Raw genomic sequence first — 17653 nt, forward strand, 5'->3', positions numbered from 1 at the left:
CTGTCGACAGATGGCGGACACTTTTTTCTTTCTGCGGGGTGTCGAATGGCGTCGGGCCTGTTCGTAGCCAAGGTGAGAGTCCGGCAACGGGCTGGTTCGCCTGACACTTGCCTGGAGGTCGTCCGCCTGGCGAGGGCGCTCGCCGAGCTGATGCCCGACGAGCCGGAGGTGATCGGGCTGCTGGCGCTGCTCCTGCTCACCGAAGCCCGGCGGCCGGCGCGGGTGGGGCCTTCGGGTGAACTGGTGGTGCTCGCGGAGCAGGACCGGTCGTTGTGGAACCGGGAGCTGATCGCCGAGGGGCATGAGCTGGCGCTCTACGACGAGGCAATCGCCCTCGCCACGAACGACACGGAACGAACCTTCCTGGAGACGCGACGAGCGCGCCTGACCCCGGATCCCTGACCACCTGGACGACGACCGGCCGAAGAGAGAGGAAACACGATGGTCGCGGCCGCCGTCGGCGAGCTGAAAGCCAAGCAGTGACCTAGGTGACGAAGCCGGCGTTCATGGCGACGCTGAGGGTTTGTTCGGAGAGATTCGAGGCGGGGATGTCGTCGAGGAGGCGGCCTCGTTGGAAGACCAGGACCCGGTCGCAGAGTTCGACGAGCTCGAGGAGGTCGGTCGAGGCGAGGAGGACGGGTTTGCCGTCCGTGGCGAAAGCGGCGATGACGGAGTGCATTTCGGCCCGTGCGCCGACGTCGACACCGCGGGTCGGGTCGTCCAGTACGACGACCTCGGGCCGGATGTCCAGCCACTTCGCGAAAACGACCTTCTGCTGGTTTCCGCCGGAAAGGTTTTCGGCGATGTCGTACGGGCCGCCACGGACGCGTAGCCGCGAAAGGTGTGTGGCGGAAGCCGCGGCCAGCCGGTCCGGATGCGCCCAAAAGCCGCCGCGGCCGACGCCCAGCCAGCTCGCCGCGCTCGTGTTCTGCCACACCGGTTTGTCCAGCATCAATCCGTAGCGCTTCCGATCGCTCGACACGAACGCGATCCCGGCCCGCACCGCTCCGCGCGGCGAACGCGGCGCAGCAACACCGGAAACCCTTGCTACGCCTAAGAAGCGCACACGACCGGTGAGGACCTTCAACACTGTCAGGTGCCCGGCGCCCTCCAATCCGGCGAGACCGACGACTTCGCCCGGCGAGACGGTGAACGAGACATCCTGCAGTTCGCCAGGAACACTGACGCTCTCGAAGGTCACCGCCGGTGGGCCGGGATGGTCCGCGATGACCCGCCGCTCGGGCGCGCGACCGGCCTCACCGAGCATCGCGGTGACCAGGCTGTCCAAGTCCACAGTGGACACCGGAGCGCCGGACACCACCGCCCGGCCGTCACGAAGAACCGTGACGCGTTGCGCGAGCCGGAGTACTTCCTCCAGGAAATGCGAGATGTACAGCACCGCGATCCCGCGCTCGACCAGTCTGCGCAGCACGGTCATGAGCCGGTCCACGGCTTCGCGTGGCAGCGCGGACGTCGGCTCGTCGAGGATCAGCACGCGTGGACGTTGCAACAGCGCGCGTCCGATCTCCAGCAGCTGCCGATCGGCGAGCGTGAGGTCACCGGCCCGTGCGTAAGGCGAGACGTCCAGTCCGAGATCGGCCAGCACGGGTGCCGCGCGCGACGCCATCCGCCGTGGGCTGAGCAGGCCGCCGCGCCGGGGAGCGTTGTGCGGGAACAGGTTCTCCGCCACCGTCAGATCCGGGAACACGGTCAGTTCCTGGGCGACCGTGGCGATCCCGCTGGTGAATGCGTCCCTCGGAGTCGAGAAAGCCACCGGCCGCTCGTCGAGCGAGAGCTCTCCGCTGTCCGCGCGCAGCACGCCGGAAAGGATCTTGACCAGCGTCGACTTCCCGGCACCGTTCTCGCCGATCAGCGCGTGCACTTCGCCCGCGCGCAGCCCGATGTCCACTGTGTCCAATGCGAGCACCCCACCGTAAGCCTTGGTGGCACCGGCCGCGCGCAGGATCATCGACGACACGTCAGCGCGCTTCCGACAGCGGCTTCAGGAATGCCTGCGGGTTCGCCAGAATCTTGTCGATCTCGGCCTTGTGGAAGTCGTAGGCCGCCTGCGGTGACGACATCCGCTGGATGACCGAGTCCACATTGGCCTGGTCGACGACGAGCCCCGGCATGACGAGCCAGCCCTGCGGCAGCGGCTTGTGTTCCTTGACCGAGCGGATCAACATCGCCGTCGCGATGTAGCCCTTGAAGAAGTGCTCCGGATCGATGGTGACGAAATCGAGCCCGGATTTGACGCCCTGCAACGTCTGCGGGTCCACGTCGGCGCCTGCCACGAGGTACTTGCCGCTTTCCGCCTGCTTGATCTTCGCCAGGTTGTAGCTGTCCGCGTCACCGACTCCCAGGAACGCCAACGCGTTGGCGTTCGCGTGCACGAGCGAGCTCCACGCGCCGTAGTTCTGGTTGGCGTCGCTGTAGGTCTGGAACGGGCCGAGCACCTGGATGTTCGGCGCCTTCTTGTTCAGTGTCTCTTTGATGCCGAGCGCGCGGCTGTCCAGCACTGGCGTCCCCGGGTTCGGCACACCGACCACAATGGACCCCGACGGATTCGACGGCAGCCGTTCGAGCGCTTCCTCGGCGAGCAGCACGCCGAGTTGGTAGTTGTCGTTGCCGACGTAGAAGGTGATCTTGCTGCCGGGCATGGGCGCGGTGTCCAGCGCCACCACGGGCACGCCCTTGTCGATCGCCTCGGCGGCGGGCCGGGTGAAGATCGGCGGGTCGAGGTTCATCAGGATGACACCGTCGGGGTTCGTGACGGTCAGGTTCTGGAAGAGCTGCTGCTCGGCCGGGCCGTCGGTGTTCGGCGGGCCGACGGCCTTGAAGGCGACGCCGCCCTCGTGCCCGGACGCGCTTTCGGCGCCCTTGACCATTTCCTGGGCGAAGTTCAGGCTGATGTTCGCCACCGCGATGCCCATCTTGAGCTCACCCGAGTCGCCCGAATCACCACAGGCGGTCAGTGCGAGCACGAGCGTCAGGGAAAGGGCCAGCCGCAACGGTTTCATCGTGGTTCCTCCGAACGGTTCGGTCGACGCTTGAGGGCGCGCGGCACCAGGCCGTGGCCCCGGGTCCGCCGCAGGACGCTGTCGAACGCGACGGCGACGAGGATCACCGCGCCCGTGGCGAAGGTGGTCCAGTTGATCGGCACTTCCAGGAACACCAGGCTGGCCGCGACGGTGGTGAGAATCAGGTTGCCGAGCACCGCGCCCGGCACGGAACCGCGGCCACCGGCCAAGGGCGTGCCGCCGATGATGCACGCGGCGATCGCGGTCAGCTCGTAGCCGTTGCCGACGGTCGGGTCACCCGCGGTGAAGAACGCCAGCCCGGTCACGGCCGCGACCCCGCCCATCAGCCCGGAAAGGCCGAGCGCCAGGACACGCGTGCGCGCGACGGGCAGTCCGCTGAACTCGGCGGCGTCCGGATTGGACCCGATCGCCCGCACCCGCGCGCCGAATCTGGTGCGGGTGAACAGGATCGTGAGCAGGACGGTCGCGACGAGCAGTACGAGCACCGAAGCCGGGACGCCGAAGAGCTTGCCACCGAGCACGGTGAAGAACGAATCCTCTTGCGGCATCCCGCTGATCTGCTTGCCGTCGGCCAAAGCCAGTGCCACACCACGGAAAAGCATCGCGCTGGCGAGCGTGACGATGAACGACGGCAGTCGCAGATACGTCGTCACCACGCCGTTGAGACAGCCGAGGAAGAACGCGAGCAGCAGGATCACCGGCACCGCGAGCCAGGGCGCGAAGCCGTCGCGGATCAGCACCGCGCCCGCGACGATCCCGAGCGCGTAGGTGCCGCCGAGCGACAGGTCGACCTCACGCATGGCGAGTGGGAACACCAGCCCGCAGGCCATCAGTCCGACGTAGACCGAACTCTGCGCGGTCGAGAACAGGTTCGACGGGCGCAGGAAGTCCTCGTGCGCGGCTCCCACGGCGAGGACCAGTACCACCAGCACCAATGCCACGCCGAACTCGTCGCGCACCACGCGGCGGTACCAGGGCGGTCGGGACATCGGCGTCTCCTGCCGTAGGCGCTCGTCAAGCACAGCGCAGGATCACGGCGGCCGGTACGTCCCGGCAAGGGCATCGTTTCGATGAACGGAACGGTGACCTTGTCGATCCCCGGCGACGGCGGCACGCTCCACGGATGGCTATCACCGACCGTGTCGCCGTCGTCACCGGAGCCGCCCGGGGTTTGGGGCAGGAGTTCGCCGTCGCGCTCGCGCGGCTCGGGCACCGCGTGTCCGGCTGGGATATCGGCGACCTCGGTGAGACAGCGGATCGGGTCGCCGGAGTGGGCGGTGAGTTCCTGCCGCTGAAGGTCGACGTCACTGAGCCCGTGCAGGTGAGCGCCGCCGTGGACGAGGTCGTCGAGCGGTTCGGAGGGCTGCAGATCGTGGTCAACAACGCCGGGATCTACCCGCCGATCCCGTTCGAGGACACCACGATCGACGATTGGCGCCGGATCATGCGGCTCAACCTGGAGGGACCGTTCTCGGTCACGCACGCGGCGCTGCCGCATCTGCGCGCGGCGGGCTGGGGCCGCGTGGTCAACGTCGTCTCCGCGGTCGTCTTCCTCGGGCCGCCGGAACTGGTGGCCTACACGACGTCGAAAGCCGGGCTGGTCGGGTTCACCCGCGCGCTGGCCAACGCCGTCGGGGCGGACGGCATCACGGTCAACGCGCTGGCCCCCGGGCTGACCTCGACGGACACCGCCGTCAAGACCACCGGAGCCGACGGCGGATTCGAGCGCGTCCGCGCGAGGCAGGCGATCCCGCACACCGAAAGCCCGGCGGATCTGGTGTCCACCCTCGAATACCTCTGCGACGAGCGCAGCGGGTTCCTCACCGGGCAAACGATCAACGTCGATGGCGGGTCGGCCTTCCGGTGACCGCGGAGGAAGCGCGGTTGCTCAGCGAGGGGCAGGAACGGGTGGTCGCGCGGGTGTGCGAGCTGCTCGTACCCGGCTCTTCAGCGGGGGATCCGGCCGCGTACCTCGAACGCAAGCTGCCCTCGCTCACACCGTCCGAAGAGGACGCTTTGCACTCGGCGATCGGCGTGCTGGCCGGGGTCACCGGGGAAGCCGCGCTCGGACGGCTGGTCGGGAGCGCGGCCTTCGACAGCATGCGCAGGCTCGCGATCGAGGCGTACTACGGAGATTTCGCGCCGAGAGGGCCAGGCGGGCATGAGCACATCGGCTTCACGACACCGCAAACCCGCGGCCTGCGCAAGGACTGGTCGTTTCTGGGTGAGCCCGCCCCGGCGGCGAGTCCGTGGGACGGCGTTGTCGCGGAGGGACCGGACGAAGCCGAGGTCCTGGTGGTCGGTTCGGGGGCAGGCGGCGGGGTGATCGCCGCGGAACTGGCCGGTCGGGGCGTCGACGTCCTGCTCGTGGAGGCCGGGGCGCTGCATCCGGCCGAGAGCCACAGCCGGTTCGAGCTGCTCGCGCGGCATCGGCTCTGGTGGCCGACGCGAATGGTGTCCACAAAGGACGAGTCGGTGGCGATGCTGGCCGGGCGCTGCGTTGGAGGGTCGACGGTGATCAACACCAAGGTCGCGTTGCGCGCGCCGGACTTCGACGTCGCCAAGTTCTGGGAACGCACCGGCCTGCGCGGGGAGGACGGTGACGCGTTCCGGCCCGCGGATCTCGAACCCTTCTACCAGCAGATAGAAAACCGGCTCGGGGTTCGTGAGCGCGCCGATTGGACCCCGAGCGTGCCCCGGGTCGCTCGCGGGTTCGAGGTGCTCGGGGCAGCCCTGCGTCCGGTGCGGTCCTATACCGACCACAACTGTTCGCGCTGCGGCTCGTGTCTTCAAGGCTGTGCGACCAACGCGGGCAAGTCGACGTTGAACACCTTCCTAGCGCCCATGTTCCGCGCGGGGCTCAGGCTGCGCACCAGGCACACCGTCGAAGAAATCCTTGTCGACACGCGAGGATCTCGGCCGAAGGTGACCGGTGTCCGCTACACCGCGGCCGACGGGCGGTCCGGCACACTGCGCGCGCCGGTGGTCGTGCTCGCCGCCGGCTCGCTCAACACCCCGCAGATCCTGTTGCGCAGCACCGCTTTCACCGCGCTGCGGACGACGTCGGCCAAGCTGGTCGGGCAGACGCTGGGACTGCACCCGGCGCGGCTGGTGTACGGGCTGTTCGACGACCCGCAGGACTGTCATGTCACCTATCCGATCACCGCGCACTCCCTGGACCACCAGCGCGACGAGGACGGCGGGTTCGTCGTCGAGGGCACCACGATCCAGGACCCGGTGTCGTTCGCGGAAAGCCTGCTCGACGGTGAACGTCATCAGCCGTTGTGGGGCCGACGTCTCGCCGACGCGGTGCGCCGGTATCGGAACTGGGCGGGGCTGCTGGTGATGACCACTGACGAGAACACCGCCAGGATCGAGCTCGACGCGCGCGACGAAATCGTGGTCACCAAACGGTTTTCCGCCGAGGAGACGCGGCGGATGGCCGAAGCGCTCGCGTTCACCGGCGCGGTCCTGCGGGCGGCCGGCGCGCGGCGGGTGATCTGGACCGGGCTCAGCACGACCCATATGCAGGGCAGCGCGCCGATGGGCGACGACCCGGCGCGCTCGGTGGTCGACGCACACGGGTGCGCGCACGACGTCGACGGGCTTTACCTCGGGGACGGTTCGCTCGTACCGGCGTCGCTTTCGGTCAACCCGTCGCTCACGATCATGGCGCTGGCCGCGAAGGTCGCCGGCCATATCGCCGCGGAGCTCGGCCGATGACCGGGCCGCCGGGCATTGCGCCCGCGGGGGCCACGGGCGACGATGAACCGGTGAGCCCGCCACCGCGCGCACTGCCGAAGTCGGTGCTGGCGCGCGGCCTGATGCTGCTCGACGCCTTCCGCCAGGCCGACACCGAACTCACCCTCGCCGAGTTGTGCGCCCGCACAGGCCTGCCGAAGGCGACCGCGCATCGGCTGGTGGCCGAACTCGTCGCGTGGGGCGGCCTGGATCGCGGCGAGAACCGGTACCGGCTGAGCATGAAGCTGTTCGAGCTCGGGCAATGCGTGCCGCATCGGCGTGACCTGCGGGAAGCCGCGCTGCCGTACCTGGAAGACCTCTACGAAGCGACACACGAGAACGTCCACATCGCGGTGCAGGACGAGGTCCGCACGCTCTTCCTCGAAAAGGTGACCGGGCATCGGTCGACGCGGACCCTGGCGCGGGTGGGCACCAAGATGCCGGCGCACTGCACCGCGACCGGGAAGGTGTTCCTGGCACTGGGTTCGCCGGTCTACTTCCGGCAGGCCGTGGCCGCCGGGCTCGGCCGGACCACGCCCCGCACGATCGTCATGCCGGGAATCCTGCGCAAGGAACTCGCGCGCGTGGTGGAACGCGGGTACGGGACCAACCTCGAGGAAGCGGAACTGGGGATCGTGGCGGTGGCGGCACCGGTGTTCGACCGGCGCCGCCGCATGATCGCCGCGATTTCGATCGCGGGCAGCTCTTGTCGTCTTGACCTCGAACGCCTTGCGCCCGCTGTCCGCACCGCCGCGCTCGCGTTGTCACGTGAGCTGGCCAGGGACCGGTCCATTGTTCGTGAATAGCGGCGTAGGGCCAGTCACGTGATCACTGTGCGGTATTCGGTCAGTTCGAGCTTCCGGGTCCTGCGGTCGTACTCCGAGACGAGACCGGGCCAGTTGGTGGGCACCCGGCCGTCGTCCTGGCGGTACCAGCTGGTGCACATCGTCCACACGCTCTTGGCGAGACGTCCCTGGATTTCCTTGTCGTAGCGCTCTTCCACTTCGGGTTCGACGTCCACATAGGACATATTGGGCTTGGCGAGATGTTCGACGGCCTGGCGGATGTAGCGGGCCTGGCGTTCGATCATGTAGATGATGGACCCGGCGCCGAGGTTGGTGTTCGGGCCGTAGACACAGAACATGTTGGGGAAACCGGGCACGGTGATGCCGAGATAGGCGTGGGCGCCGTCCTTCCACTTGTCCGACAGCGCCTGGCCGTCGATCCCGCGGATGTCCAGTGTGCTCAGGAAGTCCGTCGCGGCGAATCCGGTGCCGTAGATGATGACGTCGGCCTCGTGCTCGACGCCGTCCGCGGTCCGCACGCCGTTCGGGGTGAGCTCGGTGATCGGTTCGGTTTCGACGTGGACGTTGGGCCGGGTGAGCGCGGGGAGGTAGTTGTTGGTGAAGAGGATCCGCTTGCAGCCGAGCTGGTAGTCGGGCTTGAGCTTCGCGCGGAGGTCCTTGTCCTTGACGTAGCGGCGGCGCAGTTGCGCGGTGCGCAGCTCGAACATCTTGGTGAGGAACGGATGCGCTGTCATCGCGTAGGTCGCGTACTCGGCCAGCAGCCAGATGCGCAGCCTGCCGAGCAGTTGGGTGGCGGGCAGGCGCTCGAAGAAGAGGTGCTGCCAGCGGCGATAGCGCGTGTCGTGCTTCCGCATGATGTACGGCGCCGAGCGCTGGAACAGGGTGAGCTTCCCGGTCTTCGGCTGGATCTGCGGCACGAACTGGATGGCGCTGGCGCCGGTGCCGATCACCGCGACGCGCTTGCCGGTGAGGTCGTAGTCGTGGTCCCACTGCGCGGAGTGGAAGGTGTGGCCGGTGAAGGAGTCACGGCCCTTGATGTCCGGCCAGGCGGGGGTGGAGAGCTGGCCGACCGCGGGGATGAAGACGTTCGCTTCGAAGACCTCGCCTGTGGCGGTGGTGACGCGCCAGGCGCCGCCGTCGAATTCGGCGGAGGTGACCTCGGTGTCGAAGCGGAGGTGCGGGGTGAGGTCGTACTCGTCGACGACCCGTTTCATGTACGCGTGGATGTCCGGCTGTAGCGAGAATCGCCTTGGCCAGCGCGGATTCGGGGCGTAGGAGAACGAGTACAGCGGTGACGGGATGTCGCAGCCGGCGCCGGGGTAGGTGTTCTCCCGCCAGACGCCGCCGATCTCGGAGGCGCGTTCGAGGATGGTGAAGTCGTCGAAACCGGCGCGTTTGAGCTCGATCGCCGTGCCGAGCCCGCCGAATCCGCTGCCGACGATAAGCACGGAGGGGGACGACGGTGGGGCCATGTCCCGAAGTTACTGGCCGGTCCGAGCCGCTGGAAGTACACGACCGGTCAGTAAATCAACATTTCCGGCCACGCTGAGTGGGTCAGGTGAACCGGATGTCGTGGATGGCGCCGGGTTCGGCGAAAGTGAGCAGGTCAGCGGCGTGATCGGTGACGGTGGCGGTCTCCTTTTTGGTGAACGGGTCGAACTGGGTGACCACGAGCGTGGCCGTGTCCCGTTTGCGGGTGATGTCCCATTGGCCGCGGACCCGGCCGTCGAGCAGCACAGTGCCTTTGACCAGGCCGTTGCTGGTGACGACGAGCTTGCGGTGGACGTCGTCGAGCACGCGGGTGCGATCGGCGTAGGACAGGAGCATCTGGTCGAACGGCCCGAGCAGCCGCGTCGGCGCGGGGGTTTCGGGATCGGGTCGTGGGGCGTCGGGCAGGTCGAACAGCTCGCGGCCGTTCTCGTCCTGGAACGCTTTTAGTGTCGGCCGCAGGCGTTCGAAGACCTCGCCGAGCCTGGTCAGGCCCGTCCACGCCTGCGCGTCGCGCACACTCGCCGGGCCGAACGCCTTGAGGTAGCGCAACACCGTGCTGTCCGGGTCCGGTTTGGACAGTGGACGGCCGAGCCACGTTTCGGCTGTCGCGTACGCGGGCTGGCCGGACTTGCCCCAGATCCCGCGCGGCGGGACCTGCACCAGCGGCAACAGGCCGCGGGCGACGTGGGCGAGCGCCGACGTCGCCCGATCGGGCCACCGCTCGCCGAGCGCGGCACCGAGCTCTTTGTTCGTGTGCTGCCGCTCGTCGAGCAGTTTCCTTGCCGCGGCCGCGACTTCCTCGACGTCGAGGCCTTCGAGATGCGGGGTGTGCTGTGGGTTGGCGGACAGGTCGCGGACCATGATCGGCTGAACGAGCGGGCGCCAAGCCAGCGCGTCGGCGGCCGTGACGAGGTGGACCGTGCCGCGCATCAACACGATCCGCACGACTTCGCGATCGAGGATCAGCTGTGAGAGCTGCTCCGGGCGGAAGCCGTCGAGCCGCGCCCACAGGCCGAAATACGGCGGGAACGGCGCCTGTGCCTGCAGCCCGGCAAGCTGCGCGACGGCGTCGATCGGGGAGATCTTGGCTCGCCGCAACAGAAGCTGACGGTCCAATGTGGCCCGGTTGAGTGCCCTTTGGGTGATTTTCATCAACGTAGCCGCGCGAAGAACGCGCGGACGTCGCCGACCAGTAGTTCCGGCTGCTCCATCGCCGCGAAATGCCCACCCCGGTCGAATTCGGACCAGTGCACGATCGTCGGGCTCGCCTTCTCCGCAAGGTGTCGTACGGGGATGGCGAGATCCTTCGGGAACACCGCGACGCCCATCGGCGCTGTGGTCTTCGGCCGCTTGCCGACCGACTTGCCCGACTCGTAGTACAGCCGCGCGGACGAGGTCGCGGTGTTGGTCAGCCAGTACAGCATCACGTTGGTGAGCAGCTGGTCGCGGTTGACGGCGTCCTCCGGGAGATCGGCCGAATCGGTCCACTCCTTGAACTTCTCCGCGATCCACGCGAGCTGGCCGACGGGGGAATCGGCGAGCCCGAAGCCGAGCGTCTGCGGCCGGGTCGACTGGATGCGCATGTAGCCGGACAGCTCGTTGAGGTAGTGATCGCCGGTGGCGAGGCGGCGTTTGTCGTCTTCAGTCAGTTCCGGCTCGCCGCTCAGGAAGGTCAGGAACATGTTGACGTGCACGCCGATGACGTGTTCGGCGTCGATCCCGCCGAGCACGCGGGAGATACCGGAACCCCAGTCCCCGCCCTGCGCGCCGTAGCGCTGGTAACCGAGGCGGCTCATCAGCTCGGCCCACGCGCCCGCGATGCGCTGTACGTCCCAGCCGGTTTCGGTGGTGGGGCCGGAGAACCCGAACCCGGGGATCGATGGGACTACCAGGTGGAACGCGTCCTCGGCCTGGCCGCCGTGCGCCACCGGGTCGGTCAGCGGGCCGATGACCTCGAGGAATTCGGCGACCGAGCCCGGCCAGCCGTGGGTCATGATCAGCGGAGTGGCGTTCTCCTCCGGGGACCGGATGTGGAGGAAATGGACGTTCTGGCCGTCGATCTTGGTGGTGAACTGCGGGAACTCGTTCAGCCGGGCTTCGTGGAGCCGCCAGTCGTAGGAGTGGCGCCAGTACGCGGCGAGGTCCTTGACGTAGGTGAGCGGGATGCCGTAACTCCAGCCGACGCCGGGCAGCTCGTCCGGCCAGCGCGTCGCGTCGAGGCGCCAGTGCAGGTCGTCCAGCTGCTGCTGCGGGATGTCGATGCGGAACGGGCTGATGTCGTTCATGCCCCCAACCTATTTGAGCCCACCGACAGGATGCGACCGGAGGCGCGGCCGGGCTGGTGGGGGTCGTGAGTGGCTACGAGTGTTAGAACACTCGTAGCCACTCACGAGCCACCTGACCAGCAGAAACGCCCCGACAGAACCCCCGGGAACGCCGTGAAGGCCTCCTTCGCAGCGTCTGACGCCGTGAAGGAGGCCTTCACTACCTCGGGCGACAAGCCGAGCAGCACTTTCTCACCAAAGTGCGAAACTTCGCACCCGAGCGACGCCACCTTTGCCCTTCCCTCAGTAGCCTCGCGCCACACCCACGAGGGGTGGCCAGTGGTGGCGCGGGGGTGGCTGTCCATGCACCCGGCGGGGTTGTGATCCATACTTCCGGCCATGGCTGAGTTCGCCGCACCCGCGATCCGCGACTGGGACTTCCCGCGCACGGCCGCGAGCATCCTGCTGATGACCCGCTTCGGCGAGGATCGCGGGGTCGACGTCGTAGACGCGTTGCGCGGGACGTCACTGGCGATGTCCCAGCTGCGCGACCCGGGGTTGCTCGTCGACGCGCGTCAGGAGCTCGCGGTGGTGCGGAACCTGGTCCGCGAACTCGGGGACAGCGCGGGGACGGCGATCGAGCTCGGCCGCCGCTATCACGTGACGACGTTCGGGATCTTCGGGTTCGCCTGTATCAGCAGCCCGACGCTGCGCGACGCGATGGCGTTCTCTTTGCGGTACCTCGATCTGAGCTTCACTTTCAGTATTCCGCACGTCGCGGTGGACGCCGACAAGATTTCGATGATCCTGCACGATGAACGCGTCCCGGAAGACGTGGCCGCGTTCCTTGTGCTCAGGGATCTTGCCGCGATCTACACGGTCATGCGGGATTTGCTGCCCGATGTCGCCTTCCGCAGCTTGGACTTCCGGCGCGCCGAGCCGTCCACTGTGGAGTCCTATGTGGACCTTTTCGGTGTCGTCCCGGCTTTCGGGACCGAGGCGAATGTCGCGACGCTCGACCTCGCCTTCCTCGACGAACCGTTGCCGCAGGCCAATGAGCACACCGTGGCGATCTGCGAGGAGCAGTGCCGCGAGCTGGTGACGCGCAAACGCGCGCGGTCCGGGATTTCGCACGACGTCCGCGAGCGGCTGGTGCGGGTCGGCGGGGTCGAGGCGGGGATGGACGCCGTGGCGCACGAACTCGCCATGAGCCCGCGCACGCTGCGGCGCCGGCTCAGCGAGGCGGGTACGAGCTACCGCGTGCTGGTCGACGAAGTCCGCCAGGCGCTGGCGGAGGAAATGCTCGCGATCGGCGCGTTGTCGGTCGAGGACGTCGCGATTCGGCTTGGCTACGCGGAAGCGTCGAGTTTCATCTACGCCTTCAAGCGCTGGAAGGGAATCACTCCGGCGGCGTTCGCCCGTCGCGCGTCGCCGCGAGGACCTTCGGGTAGGTGACGTTCAGCAGGTGCAGGATCGAGTCGGTGAGGAACGCGCGGAGGTCTTCCCGGCCGAGCGTGCCGCGGATCAGCCACTCGCGTGACGCGGCACGCAACATGCTGCCGTAGGAACGGATCATCGCGCGCAGTTCTTCACGGCCCTCGACGATGTCCGTCATCAGCGCGGCTTCGAGCACGTGGTCGGCGGCGATCTCGTCGGCTTCCAGCATGATCCGCTCGACGTCCGGATCGCGGCCGATCGCTTCGGGGCCGATCGCGGTCAGCCAGGTGCGCTTGTTGCGCTCGACGACGTCGAGCCAGCGGTCGACGCTGATCGCGAGCCGGTGTTCGCGGGTGGTCTTCGGCAGGCTTTCGGTGACCGGCGCGGGCACGACCATCATCTGCCGCACCACTTCGAGGTACAGCTCGCGTTTGCCGCCGAAGTAGTGGTTGATCAGCGGGCGGGCCACCCCGGCGGCCTTCGCGATGTCCGAAGTGGACACTGATGCGTAGTTCCCGGCGTCGAACAGCTTGCGGGCGGCGGCGAGGATCTCCGCGCGCCGCTCTTCCGGCTCCAACCTGCGCCGTTTGACGGTCGAGTCCGCGCTCATGGGTCCAGCGTCGTGGGGTTTCGACGCGATGTCAACACGCTATTGACGTGCCGTCAAGACGTTGCAGCAAGCGCTTGCGGTTACTCCGCCGACTTGTGTGTCAAGAGGGTAAAAAGACCCACAGTTATCGAACTGTGATAGATCCTCGGTAACTACCTCGACCCGCTGGACGACGTCAGGAACAGGATCCGCGCGCGCCGTTTGGGGTCATGAATGAACTGCTCGGATGGCGACCCGGTAAGCCGTGACGGTCGCTGGGTCGGTGTCACACTCGAACACAGACAGGTGTGTCTCGACGCGGCTGAAGAGGCAGCCAGCGAGGTTTCGTACGCCGGCATCCTCATCACGCATTACGACTCCTGCGAGAAGGTCTCCGAAGCCTGGGTACCTCTCGGCGTAGACCCGTCCGAGGCCGACGACGAAGAACTTATCCAGCAGTTGCGCGGCGCCCTCCTCTGGCAGGAAGGCCAGCCCAAGGCGGACGCCGACTAATCTCTATTCAGCCGGAGTCCGGTTCAGCCGGAGCCCGTCGAACGCGATTTTGCAGACGGCGTCGGCCAGATCGGCGCCGGTGGAGCCGCGGCGCGGGCGGTACCACTCGGTCAGCGAGTTCACCATGCCGAACAGCAGCCTGCTTGTCACGGCCGGGTCGATGTCCGGCCGCACATCGCCTTCCAGTTCGGCCTGTTTCACCAGTTCCGTGACGATCTGGTCGAACTCCCGGCGTCGAGCCAGTGCCGCTCGTTCCGCTTTGGTGTTGCCGCGCACGCGCAGCAGCAGGGTCACGAACGGCAACTGCTCGACGAGCACGGCCACACTGCCGCGGACGAGGTGTTCGAGCCGGTCTATCGCGCGGCCCTCGATCAAATCGGCGTCGTGGGCGACGGCGAACAGCCCGTCGAGCGCTTGGGCCACCGCCAGCCGGAGCAGTTCCTCTTTGCTCGGGACATGGTGGTAGATGGCGGATTTCGAGATGCCGAGCTTGCGGGAGAGGTCCTCCATGCTCGTGCCGTCGTAGCCGCGCTCGTTGAACAGCTTGACCGCGACCTCCAGCAGTGATTCGAGGTCGTACCCGGGACGGCCGCGGCGGGCCGGGGGAATCGTCGTCATCAATCGCCCCCTCGCTGGTCCAGTACACGGCGCATCTTACCGACCGAGCGCTCCAGGCTGTCCGGATCGAACACGGTGACCTCGACCGTCACGCCGACGGCGTCCTTGATCCCGGCGACCAGTTCGGCCGCGGCTCCGCGACGGCGTTCGGCGGGCGTGTCGTGGCGCGCTTCGACGTGGACAGTGAGGTGGTCCATCCGGCCGCGCGTGGATCGCACGAGCTGGAAATGCGGGGCGAGCCCGTCGACGCGGAGCACGATTTCCTCGATCTGCGTGGGAAAGACGTTGACCCCGCGCAGGATGATCATGTCATCGGTGCGGCCGGTGACCTTCTCCATCCGGCGGAACGCGGGCCGCGCGGTGCCCGGCAGGAGCCGGGTGAGGTCCCGGGTGCGGTAGCGGATGATCGGCAGCGCCTGCTTGGTCAGCGAAGTGAACAGCAATTCGCCGCTGTCGCCGCCCGGCAGGACGTCCTCGGTGAACGGGTCCACGATCTCGGGATAGAAGTGGTCCTCCCAGATGTGCAGGCCGTCCTTGGTTTCCACGCATTCCTGCGCGACGCCCGGGCCCATCACCTCGGACAGGCCGTAGATGTCGACCGCGTCGATGGCGAGGCGTTCTTCGATCTCGGCCCGCATCTGCTCGGTCCACGGTTCGGCGCCGAAGATGCCGATCTTGAGCGAGCTCGCGCGCGGGTCGAGGCCCTGGCGCTCGAATTCGTCCAGCAGGGTGAGCATGTACGACGGCGTCACCATGATGACCTCGGGCTCGAAGTCGGTGATCAGTTGCACCTGGCGGCTGGTCATGCCGCCGGACGCGGGAATGACCGTGCAGCCCAGTTTTTCGGCGCCGTAGTGCGCGCCGAGGCCGCCGGTGAACAGGCCGTAGCCGTACGCGATATGCACCTTGTGACCCGGGCGGCCGCCGGCGGCGCGGATCGAGCGCGCCATGACCGTCGCCCAGGTGTCGATGTCCTGCTCGGTGTAGCCGACGACGGTGGGCTTCCCGGTGGTGCCGCTGGACGCGTGGATGCGGCGGACCTGGTCCTGTGGCACGGCGAACATGCCGAACGGGTAGTTGTCGCGCAGGTCGTGCTTGGTGGTGAAGGGGAACTTCGCGAGGTCCTCGAGCGACTTGCAGTCGTCTGGGTGGACGCCGGCCTCGTCAAACTTCCTGGTGTAGAAAGGAACGTTCGTATAGGCGTGCCGAAGAGTCCACTGCAGACGTTCCAGCTGCAGTGCGCGGAGTTCGTCCTGGCTCAGTTTTTCGGCGTTGTCGGTCACTTCGCTTCTCCGATGCTTCTGCTGCGTCCGCGGAATTCGGCGATCACGGTGTCTTCGCGGCGGACGGTGACGTCGTAGATGCCGTTACGCCCGAACAGGGTTCGCTCTTCGGCGGTGGCGACGAGGAGGTCGCCGAGCTTGGCCGCGGCGACGAACGAGACCTCCGCGCCGGCCGCGACCGTCACCGGGCCGCGGCTGTTGCACGCGTAGGCGAACGCCGTGTCGGCGAGCAGGAAGACGAAGCCGCCGTGGGCGATCGCGTGGCCGTTGACCATCTGCGCGGTGACGCGCATGCTGGCGATCGCGCGACCGTCGCCGAACTCGGAGAGCGTGATGCCGAGCGACCTCGCAGCTTCGTCGGTCTCGAGCATCGTTTCCGCGGCATTGCTGGACACGGGTACCCCGCCTTGCTACTGACCGAATGGACGGTTGTTAAAGATGTCGCTCAGTAAAGGCAACGACCCCGCGAGTGTCAAGGCGCCAGACGTGTTCGACCCGCAGGTTTTCGCCCGCGGGGTGCCGCACGACGAGCTGCGGCGGCTGCGTGACCAGGCTCCGGTGAGCTGGCAGGACGAGCACGAGGTGCAGGACTGGCCCGGTGGTCCCGGCTATTGGGCGGTGACCCGGCACGCCGACGTCAAGCACGTCCTGCGGACGCCCGAGGTGTTCTCGTCGTCGCTCGGGGCGACGCAGATCCGCGACCCGGAGCCCGACGACCTCGCGTTCATTCGGCGGATGATGCTCAACATGGACGCGCCGGAGCACAACCGGCTGCGGAAGCTGGCCGGGGCGGTGTTCACGCGACGTCGATTGGAGCGGTCCGCCGAGCAGATCCGGGAACGGGCGCGCGGGCTGATCGGCGCGGTGGCCGCGTCTGGGGAGTGTGACCTGACCACCGAGGTCACGGACGATTTCCCGTTGCTGAACCTGGCGGACCTGCTCGGGGTTCCGGCCGAGGATCGCGGGTTGCTGCTCAAGTGGACCAACCGGGTGATCGGGTATCAGGATCCGGAACACGCCGAGGTGATGCGGGACGCGGCGGGCAAGCCGGTGAACCCGCGGTCGCCGGCGGCGTTGAAGGACATGTTCGAGTACGCGCGGCAGCTCGCCGACCACAAGCGGGCGCATCCGGGCGATGACCTGATGAGCGCGTTGGTCGAGGCGTCGTTGGACGGCCCTGAGCTGGAGATGTTCTTCTTCCTGGTGGTGATCGCCGGGAACGACACCGTGCGCAGCGCGTTGCCCGGGGGCGTACTCGCGCTCGTCGAGCATCCTGCGGAGTACCGACGCCTGCGCGCTTCGCCTTCGCTTTTGGGCACGGCCATCGAGGAGATGCTGCGCTGGCACCCACCTGTCCTGACCTTCCGCCGCACCGCGTCCCAGGACACCGCACTCGCCGGGACTCCAATCCGCGCTGGCGACAAGGTCGTCGTCTACCACGTCTCCGCCAACTACGACGAGCGCGTCTTCCCCGATCCCGACCACTTCGACATCACGCGAACCCCCAACGAGCACCTCGCCTTCGGCCAAGGCCCCCACCTCTGCCTAGGCGCCCACTTCGGCCGCCTGCAAATGCGAATCTTCTTCGAAGAATTTTTGGCGTTGTTGCCTGAGGTCACTCTCTCTGCCGCCCCCACTCGCCTGACCTCGAACTTCATCAACGGCCTCACCCACCTCCCCCTCCGCTGGTGACGTGCCTCCACGCGCCCTCCACGCGCCATATGTCGACAGATGGCGCCCGACCCAGCGCAACGTGCCTCCCGTGGTGACGCCATCTGTCGACATATGGCGCGCACGCAACTCCCGTCCGAACCCAAGCCGTACACAGACTGCACTCGGGTGTGCGTGAACTGCACTTACCCGCGCACAC

At 67.6% G+C, this 17653-nt stretch carries 16 protein-coding genes and 1 pseudogene; 7 read left to right on the forward strand and 10 right to left on the reverse strand.

Annotated elements, in window-relative coordinates:
• Positions 1-93 precede the first annotated feature (93 nt).
• A pseudogene (locus VGP60_RS16390) lies at positions 94-309 on the forward strand (DUF6596 domain-containing protein); the annotation flags it as partial.
• 175 nt (positions 310-484) lie between these two features.
• Here the strand turns inward: VGP60_RS16390 and VGP60_RS16395 are convergent.
• From VGP60_RS16395 to VGP60_RS16405, 3 genes are read right to left on the reverse strand one after another with little or no spacing between them, the layout of a single operon-like run.
• Positions 485-1969, reverse strand: a complete 1485-nt coding sequence (locus VGP60_RS16395) for a sugar ABC transporter ATP-binding protein (RefSeq protein WP_327548910.1) — start codon at positions 1967-1969, stop codon at positions 485-487.
• A gap of 10 nt (positions 1970-1979) precedes the next feature.
• Positions 1980-3020 (reverse strand): sugar ABC transporter substrate-binding protein, encoded by a 1041-nt coding sequence (locus tag VGP60_RS16400; protein WP_327548867.1) that lies wholly within the window; start codon positions 3018-3020, stop codon positions 1980-1982.
• Positions 3017-4030 (reverse strand): ABC transporter permease, encoded by a 1014-nt coding sequence (locus VGP60_RS16405; RefSeq protein WP_327548868.1) that lies wholly within the window; start codon positions 4028-4030, stop codon positions 3017-3019. Before VGP60_RS16405 ends, VGP60_RS16400 begins: the two co-directional genes overlap by 4 nt.
• Before the next feature lie 134 nt (positions 4031-4164).
• On the opposite strand from VGP60_RS16405, the gene VGP60_RS16410 reads away from it, so the two are divergent.
• Genes VGP60_RS16410 through VGP60_RS16420 form a run of 3 tightly spaced genes read left to right on the forward strand, consistent with a single transcriptional unit; the run spans position 4165 to position 7588 of the window.
• Positions 4165-4908 carry an SDR family oxidoreductase gene (locus VGP60_RS16410; RefSeq protein WP_327548869.1) on the forward strand — a complete coding sequence of 248 codons (744 nt, stop codon included), beginning with the start codon at positions 4165-4167 and terminating at the stop codon, positions 4906-4908.
• Positions 4905-6764, forward strand: coding sequence for a GMC family oxidoreductase (locus VGP60_RS16415; RefSeq protein WP_327548870.1), 1860 nt, complete (start codon positions 4905-4907; stop codon positions 6762-6764). The genes VGP60_RS16410 and VGP60_RS16415 overlap by 4 nt, the downstream gene beginning before the upstream one ends.
• A 50-nt stretch (positions 6765-6814) precedes the next feature.
• Positions 6815-7588: an IclR family transcriptional regulator gene (locus VGP60_RS16420; protein ID WP_327548871.1), complete on the forward strand. Its 774-nt coding sequence runs from the start codon at positions 6815-6817 to the stop codon at positions 7586-7588.
• Between the two features lie 14 nt (positions 7589-7602).
• Here the strand turns inward: VGP60_RS16420 and VGP60_RS16425 are convergent, their stop codons facing one another.
• From VGP60_RS16425 to VGP60_RS16435, 3 genes are all read right to left on the reverse strand, one after another.
• Positions 7603-9060 (reverse strand): NAD(P)/FAD-dependent oxidoreductase, encoded by a 1458-nt coding sequence (locus VGP60_RS16425; RefSeq protein ID WP_327548872.1) that lies wholly within the window; start codon positions 9058-9060, stop codon positions 7603-7605.
• Positions 9061-9142: 82 nt separating this feature from the next.
• Positions 9143-10231 carry a winged helix DNA-binding domain-containing protein gene (locus VGP60_RS16430; protein WP_327548873.1) on the reverse strand — a complete coding sequence of 363 codons (1089 nt, stop codon included), beginning with the start codon at positions 10229-10231 and terminating at the stop codon, positions 9143-9145.
• Positions 10231-11364: an epoxide hydrolase family protein gene (locus tag VGP60_RS16435; RefSeq protein ID WP_327548874.1), complete on the reverse strand. Its 1134-nt coding sequence runs from the start codon at positions 11362-11364 to the stop codon at positions 10231-10233. Before VGP60_RS16435 ends, VGP60_RS16430 begins: the two co-directional genes overlap by 1 nt.
• A gap of 378 nt (positions 11365-11742) precedes the next feature.
• Here VGP60_RS16435 and VGP60_RS16440 point away from each other — a divergent pair, with 378 nt between their 5' ends.
• On the forward strand, positions 11743-12798 hold the full coding sequence (locus tag VGP60_RS16440; protein ID WP_327548875.1) for an AraC family transcriptional regulator: 1056 nt from the start codon (positions 11743-11745) through the stop codon (positions 12796-12798).
• Here VGP60_RS16440 and VGP60_RS16445 read toward each other — a convergent pair.
• Complete coding sequence (locus tag VGP60_RS16445) at positions 12743-13390, reverse strand: helix-turn-helix domain-containing protein (protein WP_327548876.1); 648 nt, start codon at positions 13388-13390, stop codon at positions 12743-12745. The genes VGP60_RS16440 and VGP60_RS16445 overlap by 56 nt on opposite strands.
• A gap of 213 nt (positions 13391-13603) precedes the next feature.
• On the opposite strand from VGP60_RS16445, the gene VGP60_RS16450 reads away from it, so the two are divergent.
• Positions 13604-13882, forward strand: coding sequence for a hypothetical protein (locus VGP60_RS16450; RefSeq protein ID WP_327548877.1), 279 nt, complete (start codon positions 13604-13606; stop codon positions 13880-13882).
• A gap of 3 nt (positions 13883-13885) precedes the next feature.
• Here VGP60_RS16450 and VGP60_RS16455 read toward each other — a convergent pair whose 3' ends face one another.
• Genes VGP60_RS16455 through paaI form a run of 3 tightly spaced genes read right to left on the reverse strand, consistent with a single transcriptional unit; the run spans position 13886 to position 16154 of the window.
• Positions 13886-14500 carry a TetR/AcrR family transcriptional regulator gene (locus tag VGP60_RS16455; protein ID WP_327548878.1) on the reverse strand — a complete coding sequence of 205 codons (615 nt, stop codon included), beginning with the start codon at positions 14498-14500 and terminating at the stop codon, positions 13886-13888.
• Positions 14500-15783, reverse strand: a complete 1284-nt coding sequence (gene paaK, locus VGP60_RS16460) for a phenylacetate--CoA ligase PaaK (RefSeq protein ID WP_327548879.1) — start codon at positions 15781-15783, stop codon at positions 14500-14502. The genes VGP60_RS16455 and paaK overlap by 1 nt, the downstream gene beginning before the upstream one ends.
• On the reverse strand, positions 15780-16154 hold the full coding sequence (gene paaI, locus VGP60_RS16465; RefSeq protein WP_327548911.1) for a hydroxyphenylacetyl-CoA thioesterase PaaI: 375 nt from the start codon (positions 16152-16154) through the stop codon (positions 15780-15782). Before paaI ends, paaK begins: the two co-directional genes overlap by 4 nt.
• A 67-nt stretch (positions 16155-16221) precedes the next feature.
• On the opposite strand from paaI, the gene VGP60_RS16470 reads away from it, so the two are divergent.
• Positions 16222-17475 carry a cytochrome P450 gene (locus VGP60_RS16470; protein ID WP_327548880.1) on the forward strand — a complete coding sequence of 418 codons (1254 nt, stop codon included), beginning with the start codon at positions 16222-16224 and terminating at the stop codon, positions 17473-17475.
• The last annotated feature ends 178 nt before the right edge of the window (positions 17476-17653 follow it).

Origin of the sequence: Amycolatopsis sp., assembly GCF_036008905.1 — a bacterium.
GTDB lineage: Bacteria > Actinomycetota > Actinomycetes > Mycobacteriales > Pseudonocardiaceae > Amycolatopsis.

Excerpts from the sequence above, each read along its gene's own strand:
- VGP60_RS16395 (WP_327548910.1), bottom strand. The coding sequence starts at position 1,969 with ATGATCCTGCGCGCGGCCGGTGCCACCAAGGCTTACGGTGGGGTGCTC.
- VGP60_RS16400 (WP_327548867.1), bottom strand. The coding sequence starts at position 3,020 with ATGAAACCGTTGCGGCTGGCCCTTTCCCTGACGCTCGTGCTCGCACTG.
- VGP60_RS16405 (WP_327548868.1), bottom strand. The coding sequence starts at position 4,030 with ATGTCCCGACCGCCCTGGTACCGCCGCGTGGTGCGCGACGAGTTCGGC.
- VGP60_RS16410 (WP_327548869.1), top strand. The coding sequence starts at position 4,165 with ATGGCTATCACCGACCGTGTCGCCGTCGTCACCGGAGCCGCCCGGGGT.
- VGP60_RS16425 (WP_327548872.1), bottom strand. The coding sequence starts at position 9,060 with ATGGCCCCACCGTCGTCCCCCTCCGTGCTTATCGTCGGCAGCGGATTC.
- VGP60_RS16430 (WP_327548873.1), bottom strand. The coding sequence starts at position 10,231 with ATGAAAATCACCCAAAGGGCACTCAACCGGGCCACATTGGACCGTCAG.
- VGP60_RS16435 (WP_327548874.1), bottom strand. The coding sequence starts at position 11,364 with ATGAACGACATCAGCCCGTTCCGCATCGACATCCCGCAGCAGCAGCTG.
- VGP60_RS16440 (WP_327548875.1), top strand. The coding sequence starts at position 11,743 with ATGGCTGAGTTCGCCGCACCCGCGATCCGCGACTGGGACTTCCCGCGC.
- VGP60_RS16445 (WP_327548876.1), bottom strand. The coding sequence starts at position 13,390 with ATGAGCGCGGACTCGACCGTCAAACGGCGCAGGTTGGAGCCGGAAGAG.
- VGP60_RS16450 (WP_327548877.1), top strand. The coding sequence starts at position 13,604 with ATGAACTGCTCGGATGGCGACCCGGTAAGCCGTGACGGTCGCTGGGTC.
- VGP60_RS16455 (WP_327548878.1), bottom strand. The coding sequence starts at position 14,500 with ATGACGACGATTCCCCCGGCCCGCCGCGGCCGTCCCGGGTACGACCTC.
- paaI (WP_327548911.1), bottom strand. The coding sequence starts at position 16,154 with ATGCTCGAGACCGACGAAGCTGCGAGGTCGCTCGGCATCACGCTCTCC.
- VGP60_RS16470 (WP_327548880.1), top strand. The coding sequence starts at position 16,222 with ATGTCGCTCAGTAAAGGCAACGACCCCGCGAGTGTCAAGGCGCCAGAC.